17 protein-coding genes and 1 pseudogene are annotated in these 13,964 nt (G+C 60.1%); 9 read left to right on the top strand and 9 right to left on the bottom strand.

Annotated features, from left to right (window positions below):
* Positions 1-610 (top strand): annotated as a pseudogene (tnpC, locus tag ACQR1B_RS29195) (IS66 family transposase); the annotation flags it as partial.
* On the top strand, positions 597-1,412 hold the full coding sequence (tnpA, locus tag ACQR1B_RS29190; protein WP_434835843.1) for an IS66 family insertion sequence element accessory protein TnpA: 816 nt from the start codon (positions 597-599) through the stop codon (positions 1,410-1,412). The pseudogene tnpC (ACQR1B_RS29195) and the gene tnpA (ACQR1B_RS29190), both read left to right, overlap by 14 nt.
* A gap of 9 nt (positions 1,413-1,421) precedes the next feature.
* On the opposite strand, the gene tnpC (ACQR1B_RS29185) is transcribed toward tnpA (ACQR1B_RS29190), so the two are convergent.
* From tnpC (ACQR1B_RS29185) to tnpA (ACQR1B_RS29175), 3 genes are all read right to left on the bottom strand, one after another.
* Positions 1,422-3,029: an IS66 family transposase gene (gene tnpC, locus ACQR1B_RS29185; RefSeq protein WP_434835842.1), complete on the bottom strand. Its 1,608-nt coding sequence runs from the start codon at positions 3,027-3,029 to the stop codon at positions 1,422-1,424.
* A 68-nt stretch (positions 3,030-3,097) separates the two neighbouring features.
* Positions 3,098-3,445, bottom strand: coding sequence for an IS66 family insertion sequence element accessory protein TnpB (gene tnpB / locus ACQR1B_RS29180; RefSeq protein ID WP_434835841.1), 348 nt, complete (start codon positions 3,443-3,445; stop codon positions 3,098-3,100).
* Complete coding sequence (gene tnpA / locus ACQR1B_RS29175; RefSeq protein WP_434835840.1) at positions 3,442-3,807, bottom strand: IS66-like element accessory protein TnpA; 366 nt, start codon at positions 3,805-3,807, stop codon at positions 3,442-3,444. The genes tnpB and tnpA (ACQR1B_RS29175) overlap by 4 nt, the downstream gene beginning before the upstream one ends.
* Positions 3,808-4,215: 408 nt before the next feature.
* Here tnpA (ACQR1B_RS29175) and ACQR1B_RS29170 point away from each other — a divergent pair, with 408 nt between their 5' ends.
* Positions 4,216-4,986, top strand: a complete 771-nt coding sequence (locus ACQR1B_RS29170; RefSeq protein WP_434835839.1) for a GIY-YIG nuclease family protein — start codon at positions 4,216-4,218, stop codon at positions 4,984-4,986.
* Between the two features lie 177 nt (positions 4,987-5,163).
* Here the strand turns inward: ACQR1B_RS29170 and ACQR1B_RS29165 are convergent, their stop codons facing one another.
* Complete coding sequence (locus tag ACQR1B_RS29165) at positions 5,164-7,626, bottom strand: AAA family ATPase (RefSeq protein ID WP_434835838.1); 2,463 nt, start codon at positions 7,624-7,626, stop codon at positions 5,164-5,166.
* Entirely contained in the window at positions 7,626-7,817 is a 192-nt protein-coding gene (locus ACQR1B_RS29160) for a hypothetical protein (RefSeq protein WP_434835837.1), read from the bottom strand. Before ACQR1B_RS29160 ends, ACQR1B_RS29165 begins: the two co-directional genes overlap by 1 nt.
* A 250-nt stretch (positions 7,818-8,067) precedes the next feature.
* Between ACQR1B_RS29160 and ACQR1B_RS29155 the strand changes: the two genes are divergently transcribed.
* The 3 genes from ACQR1B_RS29155 to ACQR1B_RS29145 all read left to right on the top strand — a co-directional run bounded on the left by ACQR1B_RS29155 (position 8,068) and on the right by ACQR1B_RS29145 (position 8,888).
* On the top strand, positions 8,068-8,274 hold the full coding sequence (locus tag ACQR1B_RS29155; protein WP_434835836.1) for a hypothetical protein: 207 nt from the start codon (positions 8,068-8,070) through the stop codon (positions 8,272-8,274).
* Between the two features lie 119 nt (positions 8,275-8,393).
* On the top strand, positions 8,394-8,714 hold the full coding sequence (locus ACQR1B_RS29150) for a hypothetical protein (protein ID WP_434835835.1): 321 nt from the start codon (positions 8,394-8,396) through the stop codon (positions 8,712-8,714).
* Positions 8,715-8,744: 30 nt separating this feature from the next.
* Entirely contained in the window at positions 8,745-8,888 is a 144-nt protein-coding gene (locus ACQR1B_RS29145; RefSeq protein WP_434835834.1) for a hypothetical protein, read from the top strand.
* Between the two features lie 31 nt (positions 8,889-8,919).
* Here the strand turns inward: ACQR1B_RS29145 and ACQR1B_RS29140 are convergent, their stop codons facing one another.
* The 3 genes from ACQR1B_RS29140 to ACQR1B_RS29130 are packed head-to-tail and all read right to left on the bottom strand — an operon-like array spanning position 8,920 to position 11,395.
* On the bottom strand, positions 8,920-10,284 hold the full coding sequence (locus tag ACQR1B_RS29140; protein WP_434835833.1) for a phospholipase D family protein: 1,365 nt from the start codon (positions 10,282-10,284) through the stop codon (positions 8,920-8,922).
* A gap of 23 nt (positions 10,285-10,307) precedes the next feature.
* Complete coding sequence (locus ACQR1B_RS29135) at positions 10,308-10,871, bottom strand: hypothetical protein (RefSeq protein WP_434835832.1); 564 nt, start codon at positions 10,869-10,871, stop codon at positions 10,308-10,310.
* Positions 10,868-11,395 (bottom strand): DUF6998 domain-containing protein, encoded by a 528-nt coding sequence (locus ACQR1B_RS29130; protein WP_434835831.1) that lies wholly within the window; start codon positions 11,393-11,395, stop codon positions 10,868-10,870. The genes ACQR1B_RS29135 and ACQR1B_RS29130 overlap by 4 nt, the downstream gene beginning before the upstream one ends.
* Before the next feature lie 269 nt (positions 11,396-11,664).
* Between ACQR1B_RS29130 and ACQR1B_RS29125 the strand changes: the two genes are divergently transcribed.
* On the top strand, positions 11,665-11,970 hold the full coding sequence (locus ACQR1B_RS29125) for a hypothetical protein (protein ID WP_434835830.1): 306 nt from the start codon (positions 11,665-11,667) through the stop codon (positions 11,968-11,970).
* Here ACQR1B_RS29125 and ACQR1B_RS29120 read toward each other — a convergent pair.
* Positions 11,967-12,191: a hypothetical protein gene (locus ACQR1B_RS29120; protein WP_434835829.1), complete on the bottom strand. Its 225-nt coding sequence runs from the start codon at positions 12,189-12,191 to the stop codon at positions 11,967-11,969. The two genes, ACQR1B_RS29125 and ACQR1B_RS29120, sit on opposite strands and share 4 nt — an antisense overlap.
* Before the next feature lie 211 nt (positions 12,192-12,402).
* Here ACQR1B_RS29120 and ACQR1B_RS29115 point away from each other — a divergent pair, with 211 nt between their 5' ends.
* Positions 12,403-12,996, top strand: a complete 594-nt coding sequence (locus ACQR1B_RS29115; RefSeq protein WP_434835828.1) for a DUF6088 family protein — start codon at positions 12,403-12,405, stop codon at positions 12,994-12,996.
* Positions 12,986-13,936 carry a nucleotidyl transferase AbiEii/AbiGii toxin family protein gene (locus tag ACQR1B_RS29110; RefSeq protein ID WP_434835827.1) on the top strand — a complete coding sequence of 317 codons (951 nt, stop codon included), beginning with the start codon at positions 12,986-12,988 and terminating at the stop codon, positions 13,934-13,936. Before ACQR1B_RS29115 ends, ACQR1B_RS29110 begins: the two co-directional genes overlap by 11 nt.
* Positions 13,937-13,964: the final 28 nt, after the last annotated feature.

The following is a 13,964-nucleotide window of genomic DNA, read 5'->3' as shown; positions in this document are numbered from 1 at the left end:
GGCTTCGAGCAATTGGCCGACAAAGAGGGCATCACGCTCGCGGCGTGTTGGAGCCACTCGCGACGCAAGTTCTACGACGTAGCTGAAGCCACCGCGTCTCCCGTGGCAACGGAAGCCCTGCGCCGGATCGGCGAGCTCTATGCGATCGAGGCGCGTATCCGCGGGCAGTCGCCCGCTTACCGCCTTGCCGAGCGCAGGACGTTCTCCAAGCCGATCGTCGACGCTCTGAACGTCTGGCTCGATACACAGCTCCGCTTGGTCTCCGGCCGCAGCACGCTCGCCGAAGCGATCCGCTATGCGCTCTCCCGCTGGCACGGCCTGACGCTCTTCCTGAACGATGGCCGCGTCGAGCTCGATACCAATCCGGTCGAGCGCGCGATCCGTCCTGTCACGCTCGGCCGCAAGAACCACCTGTTCACGGGCAGCGACGGCGGCGGCCATCGATGGGCAGTGGTCAGCTCGCTCATCACGACGTGCAAGCTGAATGACGTCGAGCCCCCAAGCCTACCTGCGCGACGTTCTCCAACGGATGGTTGACGGACATCCCGTCAACCGCCTCGACGAATTGCTGCCGTGGAGCTGGAAGCCGGCCGATCATGTCAAGACCTGAGGCATGTGCAGCGGCCGGACGCTTACTCCCCCTCGTAATCGTCCGGTCTCTGCACACCTTCCCCCTCGTGTGTTGTCGTTCCATTTCGAGTTCTCTGCTGCTGTGGAGGATCTCCGGTGGGATCAAACATTTCGAGAACAGAGCGCGCCGCGAATGGTGGTCGCTGCACATCGAAGCGTGGCGTCGCAGCGGTTTCGGGATCCGCAGATACTGCCAGCAACAACGTCTGACCGAGAACACTCTGCGGCGTTGGCTGAAGCGGCTGGCCGGCAACGAGACTGCGCTTAAGCTTGAGAAATATCGGACGGAATTGCGCCGCGAGCGCGCCCGGGAAGAGCGAGAAAAGGCGCTCCGAAAGCAGAAGCAGCGCAGGTTCACGGTCACATCGGATGTGCGCAATCGGGCGTCCGAGGCGTTCTGGGCGATGCATGTCGAGGCGCTGAACTGGAGCGGAATGGAGCTCCGCGCCTGCGCCGCGGCGACGCAGCTGTCGCCGCATTCGCTGCGCGAATGGCGCGACCGACTGGCCACTGAGGAGGTCACGATCGACTGGCCCGCCCATCTTCATCCCTCCGCACGTCCCGCCGTTAGCACTAGTGCTAGGAACTCACAGCCCGAACGCCGCTTGACAGCCGCCGAACTCGGCTATCCGGCGACGCGGCCGGCACCGGTTCGCCGCTTCTTCAGCGACGAGGAGAAGCTCGCGATCGCCAAGGAAACCGAGCTACCAGGCGCCAAGGTCTCTGCGTACGCATCCGGTGAAGGCCACGGGCGAAGGGACCCGGGCCGAATGGCTGATTGATCGATGCGATCAGGCTGCGGCTTGGATGGGTGCAGGCTTCCAGTTCCAGGGCAGCAGGTCGGCGATGCTGCTGGCCGGATGATCGGGCAGCCGGGCGAGCACGTCGGCGAGCCAAGCCTGTGGGTCGACGCTGTTGAGCCTGGCGGTCTGGATCAGCGTGTAGATGGCGGCGGCGCGGCGGCCGCCTTCGTCGGAGCCGGCGAACGTCCAGTTCTTGCGGCCGATGGCCACGGCGCGCAGCTCGCGCTCGGCAGCGTTGTTGGTCATGCACAGACGGCCATCGTCGATGAAGCGCGTGAACACATCCCAGCGCTTGAGGCTGTAGTCGATCGCCCTGGCGGTCTCGCTCTTGCCGGAGAGCTTGGCGCGGCGCTTGCGCAGGAAGGTATGAAGCTCATCGACGAGCGGGCGGCTGCGCGCATGACGCGCGGCTTTGCGCTCGTGCGGCGGCAGGCCGTTGACCTCGCGCTCGATTGCAAACAGCGCATCGATCTGCTTGACGGCCTCGATCGCAATCGGAGCCTTCTTCAGCCGCGCGATCTCGAACAACTTGCGCCGTGCATGCGCCCAGCAGCCGACCTCGGTGATCGGGCCGGGCTTGCGTGATGCTTCGTAGAGCCGGTTGAAGCCGGCATAGGCATCCGCCTGCATCGGTCCGGCATAGGTCGCAAGATGGGCCTCTGGATGGGTGCCGGAGCGGTCGGGCGAGTAGAAGAACATGGCGGCCGGCGGCGCGTGGCCGGCGAAGGGACGATCGTCACGCACATAGGTCCAGACGCGCCCTGTGCGCGTCTTGCCCTTGGCCAGAACCGGCACGGTGGTGTCGTCGGCATGGATGCGCTCGCCTGCAAGCACATGCGCCTTGATCGCCTCGACCAGCGGCATCAACGTCGCAGCCGCCGCGCCGACCCAGTCGGCCAGCGTGGAGACGTCGAGCGTCACGCCCTCATGCGCATAGGTCGAGCTCTGTCGGTTGAGCGGCAGATGCAATCCGTATTTGGCGAACAGGATGTGCGCCAGCAGGCGCGGCCCGGCACGTCCCCGTGAGATCGGATGGAACGGCGCCGGCGGCTGGCTGATCGCCTCGCAGGCGCGGCAGGAGAACTTCTCGCGCACATGCTGGATCACCTTCCACTGCCGTGGCACGAGCTCCAGCGTCTCCGTCACGTCCTCGCCGATCTTGTGCAGCCTGTCGCCGCCGCAGCAGGCGCAATTGGTCGGCGCTGGATGCACGATGCGCTCGCGCGGCAGATGCTCAGGCAGCGGACGACGTGCTGGGCGCTGCCGTTCGAACGGCCGCACATTGATCTTGGCGGCCTTCGCCCGCTCCGCGGCCAGCTGCGCCGCAGCCTCGGCCTCGGCACTATCCTCCTCGAGGTCGGCGAGTTCGAGCTCGAGCTGCTCGAGCACGGAAGCGCGCTCGGAGGATTGACCATGCTGCTCGTGTTTGAGCTTGGCGATCGTGAACTTCATCTGCTCGATCAGCAGCGCGCGGGCGCGGACCTCGGCTTCGAGATTGCGCGCCTTGGCTTCCGCTGCAAGCTGCGCTGCATGGCCGGCGAGCACCAGCGCCTTCAGCGTCGCGACATCATCGGGGAGCGAATCGGCTGTGATCATCGACGAGGATGGAATCACAGCTCTCGCGTGCGCGCATCAGCTATCGCACGCGTGCACGGTCGCGCTGCTCAGCCTGCGGCTTCCGGCCGCCACGTTCGCTGTGGATGACGCCAGTCGATGCCTTCGAGCAGATAGCCGAGCTGCGCTGGCGTGACCGCCACCGTCCCGTCCACGGGTGATGGCCAGATGAAGCGGCCACGCTCCAGCCGCTTGGCGAACAGGCACATGCCCTGGCCGTCGTGCCAGAGCACTTTGATCAGACCGCCGCTTTTGCCACGGAACACGAACAGATGACCGCCATGCGGATCGCGCTTCAAGGTCTCCTGCACCAGCAGCGCCAAACCATCGAAGCCCTTACGCATGTCGGTGTGGCCGGTGGCAAGCCAGACCCGTGTGCCCGACGGGATCGGGATCATCGCTTGCCCGCCCGCAGCGCTGTAATTACAGCCGTCACGGTCGCAGCATCCGCAGCTCCGCTGATGCGGATCCGGGTCTCGGCGCCGAGCTCGACCTCGATCAGCCCCTGTGTCCGGGCTGCCGCTACGGGCGGCTCGGCCGCAACCGTCACGGCGGCAAAGCCCGGCGCGGAAGTTGGTTTGCTGCACAGCTGCTGACGCCAGCGGAACACCTGGCTGCCATGAACTCCGCAGGCGCGCGCCACGCCCAGGATCGTCGCGCCCGGCTCCAATGCCGCCGCCACGATGCGCTCCTTCTCCGCCCGCGACCAATGCCGTCGCCGCCGCTCCGACGTGATCACTTCCACTTCCGACTTGGCCATAGGACTAGCTCCAGGACTAATCCTATGGCTTCGCGAAGCGTCACTGCCGGCGCAAGGCGGCCGTCACCGGAGGCGTACGTCTCTGCCGTTGCGCGCAAGCATGGGATCGTCACCGGGCTTCTGTTCCGCTGGCGGGCGCAGTTCGGCATCGCGCAAAAGAAGCGCTCCAAGTTTGCCCATGTCGTGCTGCCCGACGACATGCCCGCCGGACGCCGCGGCGGGCGCGCCCTCAACCGTCAACCGTTTCGACCTCAGAGCTCATGGTGATGGCTAGGCCCATTGTCGAATCAAGGCCCGCCGGGAACTTGATTATCCCCAAGCTGATGAGGTCCGGCTGATGACACGATTCGGACTTTTGACGAGTATCCAAGCAACCGTAGCCCTGTCGCGGGTTCGCCGGAATGGAGGATGGAAGTGCCAGAGCCAAGCGAGGCCGTTGAAGCCCTGTCCGAGACGTTAGAGCATCTTGGTGCTCCCGATTTTCTGCCAGAAGATTGGATCATCTTGTGCGACACCGATGATTTACGTGATCTGCCACGGACGGCGGCAAAGAAGGTGCTCGAAAAGGCCAAGAAAGAAACGGCACGTCGGTGCCTTTGGAACCGGTTTGATCCGAGCGAGATGGAGCAAGAGCTATCGGACAATGGAATCGATGATACCGAGATCGACGACAGGCGGCTCAAGCAACACGCCATGAGCTTGATCGACGATGTCGTGTCGATGGTCCAGTCGCTACGGGAACGTCACGCCAAGATTCCCCCGGCATCCTCGCAGTCCAGAGCGCACGCGAAAACCGTCGCAGCACGTCTCCAGTACGGCTATCCGGCGGAGCGCCCGGCTCGCAGCGACTGCTTTGATAACGATGTGCGCCGTCAGTGCCGGCGCGTGATCAACGAGATCTACAGCACCGGAAAAGTACTGCCAGCGCCACTCGTGTATCTGATCAGCACGGACAATCCGGAATTCGTAAAGATTGGTTTCACGACTTGCCTTGAACGGAGACTGAGCTCCCTGCGGACGGCATCACATGTCGAGCCGACCGTCCATCTGACGATCCAGGGACCACCGTCCCTTGAGCGCGAGCTTCACACTCGCTTCGCAGCCTCCCGCCACCACCGCGAGTGGTTTCGGCTTACGGACGACATCAGGACATTTATCGCGTCGCAGGGGAACGGCTAGGCCGCGCACTAATCAAAGCACACTTGACGGAAATCATTTGGGCTACACTGAAACAGAGAGTTCGACTGCCCCCGGCGAGGCCGCTAGTTAGACCCTTGCGCGAGGGATGGCGACCCGCCGGGCCGAGACCAGCTGGCTCGGTTCATCGAGAGCCCGGTCCGCATGACGGACGCGCCATCATCGCTTGCTTAAAGACCGATAGAACACAAGCTTTCCGCTGCCAGGAGGATTTTCGTACATGAAGCATTCGGCGTATTTGTCGATTGCCTGCATGACTCCGAGCAAGGACGAGCTCGAAAATGCATTCGTCGATCCCGTCGCGTAGTGCGAGATGAAGTTTCCCGTGATGCTCGCCATATGTGTAACGAGACCAGCCTCCTGCGGAGCGGTCAACACAAGGCTGCCCGCTGCCTTGTGCAGTTTCACCGCGGCTTCAATGGCTGCCGCAGCGTTTCCGACTTGCTTATTATTGTCGTCCAAGGCGAAATCAATCGGAACGGGTATGCGTAATTTCTGGATTATATCCAGGAGCCGGTATTCGAGATATTGCCGCAATCTTGGCGCCGCATCATCGAGTTGTCCGGCTTGAAGGAAGCGTATCGTGGCGTCGCGGACGCGATTGACCGCATCGGACTGGGGCAACACGGCCGTTCGCGCGGTGCCTTCCAAGCGCTGATGTTTCCAGCCCTGGCCGTTGTGACGGTTGAACAGCTTTTCAAGCAAGGTGTCATGGCTGAGGAAGATCACCTGGGGGCCATCGGCCTTCATAGGGCGTGCAAACTCCGTACGGATGAGCTCCATCAGATGAAACTGATGCCCGGCGTCAAAGCTCGACGTCACATCGTCAAGAACGACGAAGCGTGGCTCGCCTCCATAGAGCGTTGCTGCGGCCAGATAGACTGATACCGCGAACGCATTGCGGAAGCTTTCCGATAGCAGAGCCTGAGCCGATACGTCCTGCAACGTGAAGAACTGAGAGAGACCAATAGAAAGCGCCTCCGCACCATCGGCTTTGGCGAGGGATGGCTTGACCGGCTCATACATGATTGCCTTGAAAAAGGCCTGGCAGAGCGGCTCGACGGCCGCCAGCCGGCGTCGGGAAATGTCTGATTCAGCACGGGCAAACGTCTCGCTTGCCTTATCGAGGAACGTCTTGATCCGAGAGATGTGCGCAAGCTGCGTCGTAATACCCGCCAGTACCTTTTGCGCTTCCGCACTGTCCCTCCAAGCCTTCTGAAGTCGCCTGGCGGCCTCCACGGCTGTGGTGACGGCGACGAGGGACGCCGGCAGCTCTTTTTCTAACGCTTCTCGCTTAGCTTTCGTATCCGCGAGAGCGGCCGTGGCGCGACTGACCAAGATATTCCGCCAATTCCAAAGCTCTGTGACTCTCGCCGCCGTCAGCGCAGCGTCGCTTCCATGCAACGATACAGCGAAGCTCCTGGATTCGCCTGGCTTCGCATGTGCCTCCTCAATCGTGCGCAGGCTGCTCCAGCCTTTCGTCTTCCACTCTGTCTCGATGCGGGCGGCGCATTCCTCAAGTTCCTGAAAGGCGGCCAGCTTGGTTTCGAGACCCGGCAGCAGGGGTTCCGAGCTTTCATGCTCGCAAGCGGGGCACATATGTTTGTTGGGCCACGCCTCATCGCGGAGCACCGCACAGCTCGCGGTGTAGAGCTTGCGCAGAAGTGGCCCGGCCGTTTTCCCCAACGCCTCATCATGCTGTGTGGCGAGCGCGAGCAGCGTCGCGTGATCTTCATCGGTTGGACCAGACGAAATCTGTCCTGCGAGCGCTTGCTCAGCTCGCTGAAGAGCAGCGAGCCGCGCTGGTCCATCTCCTCCCTCAGCCTTCTTGATAGACTCGACACACTCGTCGATCGGAATCTCGCTGAATGGCTTTCCAGCACAGTGCGGCTGCAGAACGACAATCTGGTGAAGCGCGCCGTGCGCTTTCGCTTCCGCTGCAGCCAGACCCTGTTGCTCATGCAAGGAAGTTTGGGTCAGCGCCTGAAACGCGCCAGCAGCCTCGCCTTGCAGGTTCGCTATGCCTCGCTTCAACGAGGCTTCCTGCGTAGTAAGCGATTTGACGTTGAAGTGGTTATTGAACGCGCGCGTATTGCTGAGAGCCTGTAGCGCCTGGCGGAGCTCGGAATAGGCCGCTAACCCGAGCAGCCCGGCAAACGCCCGCCCCCGATCGAGAGCTTTGTCATCAATGAATGACTGTAACGTCTTATGATCCAGCAGGACAAAGTCCCGATTGAGCGATTCCAGCAGTGCCTCGCCATCGATCCCAGCGGGTGCCGTAACTTTTCTTGTTCCCGCAGCGTCTCGCGTGATTTCGAGGGGGATTGACGCGCCGGCCCCGTCGGGACGAACCGTCAGCTTCACCGTGCCCTTCTTCTGGGAATGGAAGCAATTGAGATAGTAGGCGCTGCCATTCTCGGAAGCTGGGAGATCATCGAGTTTCGGAATCTTCTTGCGGAGCGCATAGGTAAGGGCGTCGAAAATCGAGCTCTTGCCTACCCCGTTCGGTGCGGAAACCGAATTAACGGCGTCGTGCGAGAATTGGAGGACGAGTGGATCGCCCTCATTGTTGATGCCGCGCAAGCCTTCGATTTCGAGCTTTTCGAGAAACCAACCAGCCATCACTCTGTCTCGGCACTCGTGAGGGCGAACAGGAGCTCTTCGAGAACCTCGGTCGCATCAACTCCTTCAAGGAGATCCTGGAGACGGTCGGCCAATACCGCCCCCAAAACGGGGTCAAGCTGCTGGAGTTCTGCGGCATATGCCGAAAGGTTGTCGGCCAAAGCAGCCTTATCGTCGAATACAAACGGCATGGTGCCCTCCGAACGACATTGTCGCCAAAGCCAATACAACTTTCAATAGACGCGCCGAAATATTCCCGTCCGTCACAAAGTGGGGCTGTAGGCGCCGCAGGCGGGCGCGCCGCGAATTTTCTTGGAACACACCTTGCGATTGCCGAGGCAAAGTCTGAGAATGCTTGGCATTGGTCGCGCAGGGGGACTGACACAGGCCCCTCTCTCAATAGACGATTTTCCAGGGATTCCCGCATATTGGGGGATGAACATGGATTTGAAGTTCGATCTAACGGGCTTTTTCAAAGGCGTTTTCACCGAAAAGTCGGCGCGACTGGCGTTTGCGGCCTTGGTCATCGATCTCCTTCTGGCCGCTGCCACTGTCGCTGTCATGGTCGGCACTCGTTATAAAGATCATTGGCTCACGCCCATCGAAGCAGGCGTTGTGGTCGTAGGCTCCTCGTCGGCTTCGCCGTGATCTGGTTGATCCTCTATATCCAAACCAGGGATGACCTGACGGACATCTACTCGATCGTAAGAAAGCAGATTACGGGAACGTAGCAGGTCAAATACGCGACCTCGCCAAACTATGGCGACGTGAAGGACCGCATCGTCAATTGCGACATCCAGGAAGACACGGTCGGAAAGCTGGAGATGAGATTTACGATTGTCCAGAACCCCCTCTTTGCGCCGCAGGGACCGAACGTGGTGAAGGACATCGCGCTGCGGATGACCGAGACCGAATACAAGATGTTCTATTACTTTGAGACTGAGCGGGTATTAGCCGACGATGTCGTGAAGTTATTGCCCGTGGGCGATCCCCACCGCGGCGGCGTTCAGATTGAAACGCTCGGCATGGTCGAATTCGACCGTCCGTTGAAGAAGACCGATAAGGTCCAGCTCATGACGGGGAAATGATACGACCTGAACGGCAACATGATGAGGCTGATGAAGTTACTGGAGCTGGCCGAGCAGGCAAAGCTCTTGAACCAGCCTTTCACCCCGATCGCCTTCGGTGACGTTCCCGTCAGCCAGATCCATTTTGATGCAGATATGGGCTCGATCAGCTTTGTTTATCAGGGGCAAAAGTGAGTTCGCAATTTAGGGGTGCTGCAACGATCCCTCAATTCCCGACAAAGGAGACATTATAGCCGAGCGCGTAAAGGGCCTTGCTCGTGCGATTGTTTCTTGGCGGAAAGAGATCTGGCATCGCCCAACCGACCAGTTCGCCCAAGGCGCTAATGCCGAGATGCTCGATCTTCCACGCGTCGGTGGAGATCGCCTCCCATAGGCGCTCTGGCACTTGATCGGCTGGACCGCCATAGAGCACGTAATGCAGCATCTCAAGCACGGACGATCCATTTTGGGACCGGCGTGAAAAGAGAAATTCGGCCAGCGCGGTTGTCTTGACGTCTCTGTCATGCGGACTACCGCCGGGTAGGCCAACCGTGGCGTTGGACACGCGGCGCGCATGATCCTGGATCGACCAGACACGGTGACATACCCGATTGAAATCGTCAGCCGTGAGTCCCAAAATTCGGTCCTCTGACAGCATCTCCTTCAGAAATGGAACCCATTCAACAAGTACCTGACCGACATTTGGTGGGGGCGCCTCTGGAAGCTCACGCCACCATGTTATCGCTGCTGAGAGCGCGCGGCCAACGTTCGCGACGTTTTGCTCGTGGAGCCTGGCATAATAGCTGCGGCCGTCCTCGCCGATGACCTGGCTGTAATAGTACGCGGCGAGGAATTGATCGGCCTGAGCGCCAGCAGGCACAGTCGGCGGAATCCAGCCGGGACGGTTCTCATCCTTCGTGACCGTCGCGGCGATGTTTCGCAGTATCTGAAGGGTGTCGAACCACTCGTCGAGAAAGGTGCGCTTTTGACGCTCTCTGGCTTCTCGCGCGGGGACTGTGACAAGTCCAGGCCATTGCTTGACGCCGGTGGTCGCCAGAAAATGCTGCGCTTGATCTTTGTCTTGCGAGGCCTGACGGGTCAACTCACGCGCTCGTATCTCGAGTGCCTGAAGAAGTTCGTCGGACAGCGGAGACGATTTCTGGTCCACAAACGAGAAGAAGCTCCGCAGCTGAAGATCCATGCCCGAGGCGATCATCTCAGCTTCATCGAAAAAGCAACCAGCCTCGATATTTTTATTCCAGGCCGCATCCGTGAAATTGGCTGATCCGACATAGGCACCGACCCCATGCCACCAAATGACCTTCGCGTGGAAATGCGTCACAAGCTTGCAGACAAAGTTCGGCGAGCGCCGGCTGTGAAACAGGCGCAGAATATCGAGACGCACGGGCACAGTCTCGTCGAACCGGCCCCAGAATGTCAGCGGTATGTCATGGTCCAGGCACCACCGAAAGAGAAGCCTGTCCTCGGTCGCATAAGCGACGGCGGCTTCGACGGATTCGGTTTGAGTGCGCCAGTTGTCGGGGATTTCGCGCAGGTAGCGGCCATTGATCCCATTGAGTATCAGATGCATGTGTGGTTCCGGCCGGCTCCCCTTTAGCCTTTGATGGCATCATGGATCTTCAGTACCTCGTGCTCGCATTTCGCGATCACCTGGTCGAGCAGCTCAAGATGTGCGTCCAATTGGCCGACGGCCTCAACCCACTGCTCGGCATTTAGAGTGACAAAGAAAGCAGCCATCCGGCCCACCGTGTCGTTGTACTGCATAATCAGCCGCACGAGATGCAGGCAGCTGGGGCCAGCGAGATCACCGAGAAGGAAGAGCTTGTCGATGTTCCGGTCGAGCATGGGCGGTATGGCAATAGACGCTTTGCCTTGCAGCTCAGCCGCGATGGACTGGCCCACCAAGCCGCTATAGCGTTGCTTGAACTCGACAAGGCAGTCCCGGACTTGCTGGACGCTAACTTTAAGCATCAGAATTTCAGGAAACACCGCGACAGCGAGCCCGCGCGGTTCAAGCCGGTCGCGGCGCCGAGATGATGCGCTAGACCATACTACGGCCCAGGCGCTGATCGCGAGTGCGATGATCGCTGCGAGAGCCTGCAACCAGCCGGCCAGTAATTCCGGTTTCAGAATCCATTTGTCGAGAAATTCGGTCATTGGCGTTCTACGGTTGGCGGCCAGACCCGAGAGGCGCCGCTCAGTCGTTTGAAATCGCTGACGCTGAGCGCGCCGCGTTCATTCCGGGCCCGCGAGCCTGGCTCGGCAAGCCGGGTGACAACTGAGCGGAACGGCGCTTCCCACATTGCTTTTGGCTCAAGCGTCGCGGCGTCGAGCAGCACCAGCAGAACGACATCGCAGTCTGAATCGAGCTTGATGCGCCCGATCCGTTGCCCCCGACTTGCATTCTCAGTGCAGGAACGCCCTTTGATTTGGATACGGATGGGACCGCCTGCGCCATGGCGAATGGCGTCATAACCAGCTGTGCGCGCGACGGTCAGCTCAAGTCCCAGGCATTCCGCGGCGGCGAACTCGGCGATCTCTCCGGTGACGCCAAGCGGCTTCCCGGTGAGCACGTGATATTCGGCGGCGAGCGGGCGGACGGCGGCCAGGATCGCGCGGACACGAGACGCGCCGGCATCGGTGGACGACACATTGGCGGAAGAACGACCTGTGGTTGTCATTGCGGCATCCTGCAAGAAGATTCGGCGGCCGCAAAGGAAATTCAGGCTTTCCTTGTCTTACCTTGCCGTCCATCCGGTCCGCGCTGGCGGCCTTTCTTCGGCGTCATCGCGCCGGTTCGCCTGCAGGCAGGCCGTCGGCTCATTAATGCAAGCGCCCCATAGGGGCGCTCCTCCACTTCGTTGCGGTCGCTAGCGATGCATTCGCCTCCTCCGGCGCACGCGCCTCCGCCCAAGGCCGTGATTGGCGCGGCCGAACGATGGAGGCAACGATGCGACTTTGGGCAATCAACGAATTGATGCTGCTGACCCGCGACGAGCTATGCCGGCTGGCGGATGAGCTTGAGCAGGGGCTCAATGGGCTTGAGCCGGGGACGGTTCTGCGGCTGGACGCCCTCAAGCGCCCGAGCTCCGTCTCGCGTTCCCCGATGCAGATAGACAACTGCCGGTGTGAGGCCGCGATACGCTCCGATCCGGTGCGCCATGTCATAGACGGCGAGAGGGCCGATCTTGTGTATGCTCAGAATTTGGCGCTCGACCTCGTCGTGGAGAGCCTCGAAGGTCTTCGCGCGAGCTAGACGGTCGCGGATGCGCTGAAGCTTGCCCTCGACATGAGCAGGGCCGCTGCCGGGATGCGGTACTGATGGGGATGACGCTTTTCGGACGGCAGCCAGTGGCACAGGTTGGCATAGCGGATGGCGTCCTTCAGCGAGCGCAACTTGCGAAATTCTGCGAGCTCGCCGCGGGCACTAGGGCGATATTCACGGATATAATCATCAACGATGGCCTCGAACGACATCTGGCATCATCCTCGGATTCTTTCGAGTCTATCGTAGCAGGAGAAGACGGGAGACTGCGGATTTTCGGCCTGCCTGCTTTGGGTATTTTCATCATATTATCGATAGTCAGGTCAGCAATATTCCTATAGTTCAAGGACATACGAGACGCTTTGCATGATTTTTCAATGATATTCCTTGCAAAACGGCCCATTTGGGCCTATATTGGCTTGCATGAGGAAGCTCGATGAATTGAAACGCCAGCTAAGGCCTGGCCAAGCCTACCGGCGCGCCGATCTGGCCCGCTGGTCGGCGTCTGTTGACCGGCATCTAAAGGAATTGGTGGAGACCGGAACGCTTAAGAAGCTTTCGGGCGGGCTCTATGTCTATCCGAAGGAGACGGCGTTTGGTCCGGCCCCTCCTTCCGACAAGGAAGTCGTGGCCACCTTTCTGAAGGACAAGACGTTTCTGCTGGCGTCGCCAAATGCCTACAATAGTCTGGGCGTCGGGACGACGCAGCTCTACGACAAGACGGTCGTTTACAACCACAAGCGCCACGGCGAGTTTCAGCTCGGCAATCGCAAGTTTGCGTTTCGTATGAAGCCGCGCTTTCCCAAGTCGCTTACGCGGGAATTTCTGCTCGTCGATCTTGTCAACAACGTGGATCAGCTGGCGGAAGCGAAAGACGAGGTTTTGAAGCGTGTCGCGGATCACGCCGTCAAGTCTGACCGGAAGTTGCTGCGCCGTGTGGTCCAGGCCTATGGGAATGAACGTACCAAGAAGTTCTTTGATCGGGCGCTAGCTGCGAGAGAATTGCATGCCGCGTGACTTCCTCCACAATCACCCGCAGTTTGCGGACCTGATCCGGATTGTGGCGGGAGAGAAGGGCATTGACCCGGCGCTGGTGGAGAAAGACTACTGGATCATGCATTGCCTGTATGGGCTGCAGCAGCATCCATTCACGTTCCAGCTAAAGGGCGGCACCTCGCTGTCCAAGGGACACAAGATCATCGGCCGGTTTTCAGAAGACATCGATATTCTGATCGAGCCGCCGAAGGACCGTGATGTGAAGACGGGCAAGAACCAGAATAAGCCCGCCCACATTCAATCGCGAAAGGACTTTTACGATTGGCTCGCGCAGACGATCAAGATCGATGGCATCAAGAGCGTCGAGCGGGACACTGAGTTTGACGACATTCCAAAATACCGCAGCGGCGGGATCAAACTTAACTACACGACCACTGTTGAAGCCATGGAAGGTCTGCGCGATGGCGTCCTGCTGGAGGTTGGCTTTGATACCGTTGCGCCCAACGCGCCCAAGGATATCAGCTCCTGGGTTTACGACTACGCCGCAGCCCGCAACGTCGATGTGATCGACAACCGCGCCAAGGCCGTCCCATGCTATGATCCCGGCTATACGTTCGTCGAAAAGCTGCAGACCGTCTCGACGAAATTCCGCAAGCAACAGTCGGACGGAAGCGATCCGGTCGAATTCATGCGACACTATTACGACGTTTATGAACTGCTGCGGCAACCTGAGGTCCAGAAGTTCATCGGCACTGACGAATACAAAGCCCATAAGCAGGCGCGCTTCCGGCAGGACGACAATCAGAACATAGCCGAAAACGAAGCGTTTCTGCTCAGCGGCGCCAAAACGCGCGGTCTTTATGCCAACGCCTATGAGCGTAGCAGCGCGCTGTATTATGCGGGCAAGCCGAGCTTCGAGGAGATGCTAGCTGAAATCAAAAAGTGGATAGAAAAGCTCTAACGGTTTGATACGCAATAGTCGGCTTGAG

This window comes from Bradyrhizobium oligotrophicum (assembly GCF_051168495.1).
Taxonomy (GTDB): domain Bacteria; phylum Pseudomonadota; class Alphaproteobacteria; order Rhizobiales; family Xanthobacteraceae; genus Bradyrhizobium; species Bradyrhizobium oligotrophicum_A.
This window is presented reverse-complemented; position numbering and strand designations above follow the sequence as displayed.